Origin of the sequence: Stenotrophomonas sp. HMWF003 (genome assembly GCF_003061285.1) — a bacterium.
Lineage (GTDB): Bacteria > Pseudomonadota > Gammaproteobacteria > Xanthomonadales > Xanthomonadaceae > Stenotrophomonas > Stenotrophomonas maltophilia_AP.
Window position 1 is genome coordinate 1 of the sequence record NZ_QAIW01000023.1, and the last position, 9,091, is coordinate 9,091.

At 68.2% G+C, this 9,091-nt stretch carries 9 protein-coding genes; 5 read left to right on the top strand and 4 right to left on the bottom strand.

Annotation, left to right across the window (positions count from 1 at the left end; all coding sequences use genetic code 11):
- The first annotated feature begins 57 nt into the window (after positions 1 to 57).
- The 3 genes from DBR34_RS00855 (at position 58) to DBR34_RS00865 (ending at position 3,758) form a co-directional block, all read left to right on the top strand.
- The gene (locus DBR34_RS00855) at positions 58 to 1,440 is read left to right on the top strand and encodes a PLP-dependent aminotransferase family protein (protein ID WP_128095326.1); all 1,383 of its coding nucleotides are present in this window, start codon (positions 58 to 60) and stop codon (positions 1,438 to 1,440) included.
- Positions 1,441 to 1,549: 109 nt separating this feature from the next.
- The gene (locus DBR34_RS00860; RefSeq protein WP_258223600.1) at positions 1,550 to 3,337 is read left to right on the top strand and encodes a sensor domain-containing phosphodiesterase; all 1,788 of its coding nucleotides are present in this window, start codon (positions 1,550 to 1,552) and stop codon (positions 3,335 to 3,337) included.
- 91 nt (positions 3,338 to 3,428) lie between these two features.
- Positions 3,429 to 3,758 (top strand): hypothetical protein, encoded by a 330-nt coding sequence (locus DBR34_RS00865; protein WP_128095327.1) that lies wholly within the window; start codon positions 3,429 to 3,431, stop codon positions 3,756 to 3,758.
- Positions 3,759 to 3,811: 53 nt separating this feature from the next.
- On the opposite strand, the gene DBR34_RS00870 is transcribed toward DBR34_RS00865, so the two are convergent.
- From DBR34_RS00870 to DBR34_RS00885, 4 genes are all read right to left on the bottom strand, one after another.
- The gene (locus DBR34_RS00870) at positions 3,812 to 5,071 is read right to left on the bottom strand and encodes a PAS domain-containing sensor histidine kinase (protein ID WP_258223601.1); all 1,260 of its coding nucleotides are present in this window, start codon (positions 5,069 to 5,071) and stop codon (positions 3,812 to 3,814) included.
- A 417-nt stretch (positions 5,072 to 5,488) separates the two neighbouring features.
- Positions 5,489 to 5,704: a hypothetical protein gene (locus tag DBR34_RS22000; protein WP_258223602.1), complete on the bottom strand. Its 216-nt coding sequence runs from the start codon at positions 5,702 to 5,704 to the stop codon at positions 5,489 to 5,491.
- Between the two features lie 19 nt (positions 5,705 to 5,723).
- Positions 5,724 to 7,676 (bottom strand): amidohydrolase family protein, encoded by a 1,953-nt coding sequence (locus DBR34_RS22005; RefSeq protein ID WP_128095329.1) that lies wholly within the window; start codon positions 7,674 to 7,676, stop codon positions 5,724 to 5,726.
- Positions 7,666 to 7,953, bottom strand: coding sequence for a hypothetical protein (locus DBR34_RS00885; RefSeq protein WP_128095330.1), 288 nt, complete (start codon positions 7,951 to 7,953; stop codon positions 7,666 to 7,668). The genes DBR34_RS22005 and DBR34_RS00885 overlap by 11 nt, the downstream gene beginning before the upstream one ends.
- A 174-nt stretch (positions 7,954 to 8,127) precedes the next feature.
- Here DBR34_RS00885 and DBR34_RS00890 point away from each other — a divergent pair, with 174 nt between their 5' ends.
- Both DBR34_RS00890 and DBR34_RS00895 read left to right on the top strand, forming a co-directional pair.
- Positions 8,128 to 8,613: an RNA polymerase sigma factor gene (locus tag DBR34_RS00890; RefSeq protein ID WP_128095331.1), complete on the top strand. Its 486-nt coding sequence runs from the start codon at positions 8,128 to 8,130 to the stop codon at positions 8,611 to 8,613.
- Positions 8,600 to 9,091: hypothetical protein (locus tag DBR34_RS00895; RefSeq protein ID WP_146186742.1), on the top strand; the 492-nt coding region annotated here is incomplete at its 3' end. The genes DBR34_RS00890 and DBR34_RS00895, both read left to right, overlap by 14 nt.

The following is a 9,091-nucleotide window of genomic DNA, read 5'->3' on the forward strand; positions in this document are numbered from 1 at the left end:
GTCCAGTACACTTTCACCAAACTGTTATGCCCCCACCCCCAGTACGGAACCCGAGGCATGGATCTTCCCCCTACCCGCATCGCCGCCGTGATGGCCAGCGTGCGCGCCCGCATCAACGCCCGCAGCTACGTGCCGGGCATGCGCCTGCCGTCGGTGCGCGCGCAGGCCAAAGCCCTGCAGGTGTCGGTGTCCACGGTGGTGGAGGCCTATGCACGGCTGGTGGCCGAAGGGGTCATCAGTTCACGCCCCGGCGCGGGATTCCACGTCAACGGACCGGTGGCACCGCTGGCGCTGAGCGGCATCGACCCGCCCCGCGACCGCCAGGTCGACCCGCTCTGGCTGGCCCGGCAATCGCTGGAACACGACGCGCGCGTGCTCAAGCCCGGCTGCGGTTGGTTGCCCGAAGACTGGATGTACGTCGAGGGCATCCGCCGTGGCCTGCGCAGCGCGGCCCGCGCATCGGCCACGTCCCTGGCCGACTACGCCAGCCCGCTGGGCCTGCCGCCGCTGCGCCAGCTGCTGGCACGGCGGCTGGCCGGCCAGGGGGTTGACGCAGCACCGGAGCAGATCCTGCTGGCCGAGTCGGGCTCGCATGCCGTCGACCTGATCTGCCGTTTCCTGCTGCAGCCGGGCGACACCGTACTGGTCGATGACCCCTGCTATTTCAATTTCCTGGCCCTGCTCAAGGCCCACCGGGTGCAGGTGGTGGGCATTCCATACACGCCCAACGGGCCCGACGTGGCGGCGTTCGGCGCGGCGTTGCAGGCGCATTCGCCGCGGCTGTACATCACCAATTCGGGTCTGCACAACCCGACCGGCGCGGTGCTCTCGCCGGTGACCGCACACCGCCTGTTGACCCTGGCCGAAGGCAGCGACCTGGTGATCGTCGAAGACGACCTGTTCGCCGATTTCGAACACAGCCCCGCGCCCCGCCTGGCCGCCTTCGACGGGTTGTCGCGGGTGATCCAGATCGGCAGCTTTTCCAAGACACTGTCTGCCGCGGTGCGCTGCGGTTTCATCGCCGCGCGACCGGAGTGGATCGACGCGCTGGCCGACCTGAAGATCGCCACCAGTTTCGGCGGCGGTCGCCTGGCCGCCGACATCCTGCTGACCGCACTCACCGACAGCGGCTACCGCCGCCACGTGGAGACCGTGCGCACGCGCCTGGCCGCCGCGCGCGACGTCACCCTGGAACGCCTCGCCAGGCTCGGCATCCAGCCCTGGATCGTGCCGCAGGCCGGCATGCTGCTGTGGTGCCGCTTGCCCGATGGCATGGACGCCGCCGCCATCGCGCAGCGCAGCCTGGCCGACGGCGTGGTGCTGGCGCCCGGCAATGCCTTCAGCCCATCGCTGGGTGCGACCGGCTTCCTGCGCTTCAACGCCGCGCAGGCACAGGACACGCGCGTGTTCGAGGTGCTGGCGCAGGCCATGCGGAGGTGAGTCATCGTGAACGCTTCATGCTTGCGCCACGCAGTGCGCGGCACTTCACGGGCGTTGCGCACGCCGCGCGGGATAGTAGCCTGAAGACAGGGGACGACAGGCGCAATGCATGTGGGACAGAAGCGACGAGAGTGACCGCAGTGCGTTGATCGACGCCCTGAACGTGATGGATCCGGCGCTGGGAAAATCACTGGACCCGATCACCGAACTTGCCGCCTTCACCTTCGGCGTACCGATCGCGCTGATCTCCATCCTCGATGCCGACAGCCTGCGCTTCATCTCGCGCGTCGGTCTGGCCCTGGATCGCACCGACCGGCATGCCTCGGTCTGCGCCTGGGCGATCCAGTCCGACCAGGTGATGCAGGTGCCCGACCTGCGCGAGGATCCGCGCTTTGCCACCAATGCCCTGGTGACCGGGACCGAACAGCTGCGCTTCTATGCCGGCGCGCCGCTGGTGACCAAGACCGGGCTGGCGCTCGGCACGCTGTGCCTGATGGACCGTGTGCCACGGGTCCTGTCGCCGCTGGAAACCCAGCAGCTGCAGACCCTGGCGCGGGTGGTGATGGCGCAGATGGAACTGAAGGTGTCGATGGGCCGCCGCGAGCAGGTCACCGGCATGCCCAACCGCCAGCAGTTCCAGGCCGATCTGGACCTGCTGGCGCGGCGCGGCGACGGCGGGCAGTTCACCGCCGTGCTGCTGGATGTATTCGACGTGCACAGCGCCAACGACGCGGGCCAGGCGCTGGGCATGAAGCCGGTGGAAACCCTGCTGCGTCAGGCGGCCCTGCGCGTGCAGCACGTCCTGCAGGGCCAGGCCGAGGCCTACCACGTGGGCGTGAGCCGTTTCGCGTTCGTGCTCAACGGCCAGGACCATGCACAGGTGGACGCACTGCTTGATCGCCTGCGTGAGCGCCTGCGGCGGCCGTTGCTGGCCGGCAGCATCCCGATGTCGCCGCAGTTCCATGCCGGCGTCTGCGATTTCCAGGCCACGCAGGTTGACACCGGCGATGTGATCCGCAAATGCCTGGTGGCGATGAACCATGCCATGCAGACCGACGCGGGCCGGTGCTGGTATTCGGCCGACCGCGATACGCGCCTGCGCCGCCGCTACCGGCTGGCCTCCGACGCGGCGCGCGGCCTGGCGCAGCATCAGTTCAACCTGGTCTACCAACCCCGCTTCGCGCTGCGCGACGGCCTGCCGGTAGCTGCCGAAGCGCTGCTGCGCTGGGTACACCCGATGCTCGGGCCGGTCGGGCCGGGTGAGTTCATTCCCGTGCTGGAGCGCACCGCGCTGATGCCGACGATGAGCCGCTGGGTGGTGGACCATGCCTTGGCCCAGCTGGCGCGCTGGCAACACACGTTGCCCGGCTTCTGCCTGTCGCTGAACCTCTCGGCGCGCGACTTCGATGATGCCGGCCTGTGGGACATGCTGTCGGGGCAGCTGGCCATACACGGCGTGCCTGCGTCGTTGCTGGAAGTGGAAATCACCGAAGGCGAATGGCTGCAGGGCCATCCGTCTGCCCTGCCGCAACTGCGCGCGATGGCCGCCGCCGGGATCCGCATCGCCATCGATGACTTCGGCAGCGGCTACAGCAACTTCAGCTACCTCAGCGAACTGCCGGTGTCGCTGATCAAGATCGATCGCAGCCTGGTCACCGGCATGGCCCAGTCACGCACCGCGCGGCTGAAAGTGGAGGCGATCATCAAACTGGCCCGGCAACTGGGCTACCGCACGGTGGCCGAAGGCGTGGAGACCGAGGCGGAGCTGTCGCTGCTGCGCCTGTGGGGCTGCGACGAGGCACAGGGCTACCACCTGGCCCGGCCGATGGTGGCCGAGGCCGCCGCCCACCTGGTGGCCGCCTGCCGCGCCGGATCGCCTGCCGACGAAGCGGGCTGAGGCATCACGTCACTGCCTTGGACCGGGAATTCACCGGACCTTGATCGGCTCCGGCAGTACGCTCAAGGTGCATCGTCGAGGAACCAAGTGGATGCCCAATACAGGCCTGTTCTACCTGCTGGATGTAATCGGTGACGCCAGCCAGGAGGATCCGCAGGCGCTGAGCCGGTTGACCTTCGTGCGTGCCCAGTGTCTGCAGTGCCACGCCATCCTCAGCCTGTCCGGCGCGCCGGGCCTGGTCAACGTGGCCCATGGTGCGGCCGTACTTACCTGCGAGCGGTGCAAGAACCGCCAGGCCATTTCCGGCGCGCGCTTTGCCGACTTGGTGCGGCGCGTCGAACACGGGCTGATCCCCACCGTGGGAGACATCCCCCAGGCACCGGGTGCAAGTGGGGACGACACGCACCTGCATCGCCACTAGGTCACCGTTCGCCGCTGAGTAAAACGCTGCCGCCGCTCACGGCGGCGCGGACCTCATGCGCGCGGGATCCCCAGCGTGAATCGTGCGCCTTCCCCCGGGACCGAATCGATCTCGACGAATCCGTCGGCCTGGCGCACCGTGCCGCGAATCTGGGCCAGCCCCAGCCCGGTGCCCATGCCGGCCGGCTTGGTGGTGAAGTAGGCTTCGAACAGGCGCTTGCGCACCTCCGGCGCGATGCCCGGCCCGTCATCCTGGACGCTGAGCACGATGTACGCACCGGGCTTGTGCGGTTCCTCCACGGGCACCTCATCCACCTGCCGCTCGCCCAGCAACAGGGTGACGTTGCCGCGTTCACCACAGGCATCGCGCGCGTTGATGACCAGGTTCATCACCGCCCGTTCCAGGCTGTGCAGGTCGACCTGGACCAGCGCCTGGGTGATTTCCGGGTGGTAGGCCAGCGTGATGCCGGCGCCCGCGGCCTGCTGCAGCAGCGGCAGCAGCTCCTCCATCATCCGCGCCACGTCCACCAACTGCGGGCGATAGGGGTGGTGGCGGGCGAACCCGAGCAGGCGCTGCGACATCGCCGCGCCCTGCTGCACCGCCCGGTCTGCCATCTGCAGCAGGCTGGCATCGCGCTCCATCAGCTGCCCGTGCGTGCGCACCATCTCGATGGCCGTGCCGGCCACGTGCAGCACGTTGTTGAGGTCGTGCACCGTGCCGGCCAGCAGCTGCCCGACCGCGTCGCCCTTCTGCGCCTGCGCGGCCACGGTCTCGGCCACGCGCTGGGCGACCCGGGCGATGTCCAGCTCCCCCTGCAGCTCGGTGCTGCGCTGTTGGGCGTTGGCCAACTGCGCGTTGAGCTCATCGGTGAACACCGTTCCCACCATCGACGGGGCGTGTTCGCGCAGCGCCGCGGTCAGGGTGCGCAGCGCCGCCTCGGCCCGGTGCCGGGCGGTGACGTCACGGTTGACCGCGAGCAACCCGCGCACCTCGCCCTGCACGTCGCGCAGCGGACTGGTGGAAACCAGCCAGAAACGGTGCTCGCCGGCGGGCGTGAGGCACTCCGCCTCGAACTGGCGGCGCTCGCCCCGCGCGGCAGCGGACAGGGCATCGGCCACCTTGTGGTGTTCCTCCTCCGGCCACAGCGACGCCCACTGCGCGCCGATCACATGCTCGGCATTCTCCGCCGCCACCCGGGCCAGCCCGTGGGCGTTGACGAACCTGACCGTGCCGTCCAGTGAGACTTCCTTGATGGAGTCCAGGGACAGCTCGACGATCTGGTGAAAAACATCATCCATCTGGGGGATGGTCATGGACGCGGCGCTCGACGATAGGGGGCCATTCTGCACCCAACCGGGGCCGCCGCGCAGGGTCGGCCGCGGCCTGGGTGGGGGCCGCGCCCGGCCAGCCCACCACCACGGGCCACGACAACACCCGTGGCCGCCACCAGATGTGCCATGCTCCGCCCCACCACCACCGGAGAACACTGCAATGGCCAAGGGTATGGACAAGCAGAAAGAGCAGAAGAAGAAGCCTGCCAAGACTGCCAAGGAAAAGAAGGCAGAGAAGAATGAAAAGAAGAGCGCACGCGGTTTCGCGCCGACCTGATGCTTCGGTAGAACAGCGGGCGCCCTGGGTGGGGCAGTGCATCTGCAACGTGCGCTGACCTGCTCTGGCGCCCGTTTCCGTCTGGCCACCTGCACGGGCGCACTGTCCCGGGCGGGGGGTGCTTACGGCAACAGCGCGACGATCAGCTTCGGCAGGTAGAGCATCGCGGCGACCACGGCCGCCAGGATCAGGAACGTTTTCAGGGTCAATGGCCGGCGCCGCGGGTTGGCGAAATGCAGCTGCAGGTCAAGCAGCTCGGCGTCCAGGATGCGTTGCTCGGCCGCCGTGCGTGCAGACAGTTCCCCGGCCTGCTTCTCAAGCAGGCGGTAGCGCGCCATCAACTCACGGGCCGGTGTTCTACGCAGGATCTGCGCCCGTATCGCGACCAGACGCTCCGCTTGGGGCATCAGTGCCGGCGCGAACTGCTCGGCCGATGCCTGCCGGCCCGCAAGGCGTGCAGCGTGAGCCGCCATCTCCGCCTGAAGGGCGTCGCGCTCGATGTAAAGCTCGGCCAGTGATTTCCTGCGCAGGTTCATTGCCTTTTCCGGTGGTCGGTGCTGCTATCTGGACAGCAACACCGTGCAGGCCACGCCGATGAGCACGGCGCACCCGATCAGGCATCCCCACGCCCAGCGACTGCCCGGTCGGCCAAATGCATCGAGTACGGCGCCGACGATGTGGCTGATGATGTCCATGACAGGTGCGACCTTCCAACGGGGGGATGCGGTCAGAATGTTCATTCTCCCGCCTTGCTGTAGTGGCCCGCAACAAGCCCCCAGGTGCGTCGCTGCTCCGCACGCCACCGACGCGCACGTCGGCGGCGAACCGGAGAGGTCGTTGGGGGCACGACCGATGCGCGACGCCCGGCACCGGTGGCGCCCCGTCGACGGTGCGAAGAATCTCCTCGGGCGTTGCGGCGTTTCCATCGGCGAGCACAAGCGTCACGTCACGCAGGTTCCCGGGATCGGCAAGCGGGTTGCTGCCGAAGAAGGCGATGTCCGCCTCCATACCTTCCGCAATGCGCCCGGTCCGGTCGCCGATACCGAGCAGGTCGGCGGCATCGGATGTGGCCAGCCGGAGCACCTCCCAGGTACTGATGCCGGCGCGCATGTGCAGGTCCAGTTCGCGGCTGTATGCCGGGCCGCCGCCATTGCCATCGGTGCCCACCAGGATCGGCACGCCCGCACCGTGCAGTCTTCGCGCCAGCTCCAGCACCTTGGGCATCACGGCCCGCGCGCGCTGGTGATCCGCTGCGTCCATGCGCGGCAGAAAAGACAGCAACGCCTCGAGGTTGGCCGGATGCATGTAGGCCCTGTCTTCGAGAGGGAGCACCGTGTCCAGGCGGTCACTGTTGTAGGCCAACGCGTTGACACCCAGCGTGGTGCTCACCACCACGCGTCGCTGGGCCAGTTCGGCGAGCATCTCCTGGATGAGTGGACCGTCGAACGCCGCCAGTTCAAACCAACGGAACAGGTACCGTGCGTCGGCCCCCCGCTCTGCCAGGTAAAGGGCGCGCTGCTCGGGTTCAAGCAGATCGGCGCTGGTGGGCAGCGTGTGTTCCAGACCATCGATGCCAAGCCGGGCTGCCTGCGTCCAGCTGATGGTATCCAGGTGTGCGATCGCCTTGAGCCCGTGCCGATGCGCGGCCTGGATACCCTGATGGAGTTCATCGGCATCCAGCCCGCTGTAGAGCTTGAAGTAGCGCATGCCCATGCCCGCCTGTCGCCGGGCTTCGGCGTCCCATTCCGCCTCCGAGCGCGGGTAGGCGAATGCGGCACCGCCAAACGGCGGCGGCTGGATGACAGCGCCCGCATGCAGTGCCTCGGGCCCCCGCCAGGCGCCACGCCGGATCTGTGCATCGTAATGGGCATTCGCGACCGGGTCGCCGCCGGGGTTACGCACCGTGGTGATGCCGAACGCGAGCGCAACGGCTGCGTTGTACCGGGTGATTGCATCGACACTCGGAATGCGGATGGTCGGCGCACCGTCGACCACCTCGACGCTGTGCGGCCCCGAGGTGATGTGCGCATGCCCATCAATGAGCCCTGGCAGCGCAAAGTGGCCCGTCATGTCCACCGAACGCTCCGGCGGCCTGCCCGTCCACGCACCTGCGCCGACCGACGCTATCCTGCCGTCGTCCACCAGGATGTAGGCGTCCTCCACCACGCGCTGCGCCAAGGGATCAACGAGCGAGAAGCCGTGATAGAGCACGCCTGCGCGCGCCCCACCCGTCCTGGCCGCCACGTGGCAGCCCAGCAAGGGCACGCAGGCCAGGAACGCGATCACTACCTGCCTGAGATTACGCTGCATCGTCGCGCCTCCCAGGCAGAAGCCTGCCCAGCAGCGTCCGGCGCAGCTGGACGACGGTAAGGCCCAGCAGTGCAGCCGCCGCCCAGAACAGCACCTCGGTAGCCACAAGGGCCACGCTCAGCAGCGCGACCCGTGCGGTGGTTCCGACGCCGATCGCCATCGACAGCGCAAACGTAGCCCACGCTGCCAGGCAGAGCACGCCGCCCACGGCAAGTACCTGCTTCTTTCCCTTGGAACGGCCCAGCGCGGTGGCCAGGTGTTCGATCGTCTTTCGCATGGGTGTTCCTCTCTGTGTGGTCTTGGTTGGCGTCGGTTCGCGATGAACATGCCAGTCCCTTGGGTAGTACCCTCCGGGCGCGGGTTTCTTACCGCTCACGCAGCGAAGAACGACGTGTAAGAAATCGCCCCGGTTCAACGACTGTGTGCATGTACCTATTGGAGGCACCGCCTGATGCACCCGCTGTGGTCCGATGTCCAACAGCACCTGCCGCGTGTATGGCGGACGGTGCGCGCCTACGAGCGCGACCCGGTTGCACAGGAGGACCTTGTCCAGGAGGTGCTTCTTGCGGTGTGGCAGGGCCTGCCACGACTGCGTGACCCCGCACGGCTTCCGGCCTACATGCTTCGCATCGCCCACAACCTTGGCGCCAGCCACGTGCGGCACGCCGTGCGCGCCCCGGCCCCGGGCCACCTGGATCAGGCGGCCATGGAATCCATTGCCGATGCCGCAGCGGATTCTGGGGACGCCGCCAGTCAATGGCTGCTCGATGCACTGCGCCTGCTCCCGCTGCCGCAACGACAGGTCCTCCTGCTGCAGTTGGAGGGTTTCGACTACAAGGAGATCGCCGAGATGCTCGGCATCAGCACCGACAACGTTGGCGTGCGCGCACACCGGGCGCGCAAGGCACTGCAGGAGATCCACGATGGACATCAATGACGACGCCCTGCGCGCGCTCTGGCAACGGCAGCAGCCCCCATCCCGCCTGGCCGAAACGATGGCCCGGAAGATCCAACGGCACCGCCGCCTCGCTGCCGTGCGCGTCACCCTCGAGGTTGCAGTGACGGTCGCGGGCATCGCCCTGCTCACCTGGCCCGCGGCGGACGGGCGTCTGTCACCTGGCCAATGGCTGCTGATCCCGTTCTTCTCGGTGTTCCTCGTTACCAGCTGGACCCTTCTGCTGCGACAGCAGAGCGACCAGCGTGTCGCCGCGCACGCGCCGGTGGCGGTCTACGCGTCGATCCGGACGCTGCAGCTGCGCAACAGGCTGCGGCACTTGAAGCTGGCGCAGGTGTCGGCGCTGGCGCTGTGCGGTTACGCGCTGGCCAGCGTGATCGTCTGCCATCTGCTGGGCACGGCCGAGTGGAAACAGGCTGCGCTTCGTCTCGCGGCGTGGGCGGTGGCCTGGATGGTCGGG

Coding starts and splice junctions, on each gene's coding strand:
- DBR34_RS22000 (WP_258223602.1), bottom strand. CDS start 5,704: ATGGCGCGCTACCGCCTGCTTGAGAAGCAGGCCGGGGAACTGTCTGCA.
- DBR34_RS22005 (WP_128095329.1), bottom strand. CDS start 7,676: ATGCAGCGTAATCTCAGGCAGGTAGTGATCGCGTTCCTGGCCTGCGTG.
- DBR34_RS00890 (WP_128095331.1), top strand. CDS start 8,128: ATGCACCCGCTGTGGTCCGATGTCCAACAGCACCTGCCGCGTGTATGG.
- DBR34_RS00865 (WP_128095327.1), top strand. CDS start 3,429: ATGCCCAATACAGGCCTGTTCTACCTGCTGGATGTAATCGGTGACGCC.
- DBR34_RS00870 (WP_258223601.1), bottom strand. CDS start 5,071: ATGACCATCCCCCAGATGGATGATGTTTTTCACCAGATCGTCGAGCTG.
- DBR34_RS00855 (WP_128095326.1), top strand. CDS start 58: ATGGATCTTCCCCCTACCCGCATCGCCGCCGTGATGGCCAGCGTGCGC.
- DBR34_RS00885 (WP_128095330.1), bottom strand. CDS start 7,953: ATGCGAAAGACGATCGAACACCTGGCCACCGCGCTGGGCCGTTCCAAG.
- DBR34_RS00860 (WP_258223600.1), top strand. CDS start 1,550: ATGTGGGACAGAAGCGACGAGAGTGACCGCAGTGCGTTGATCGACGCC.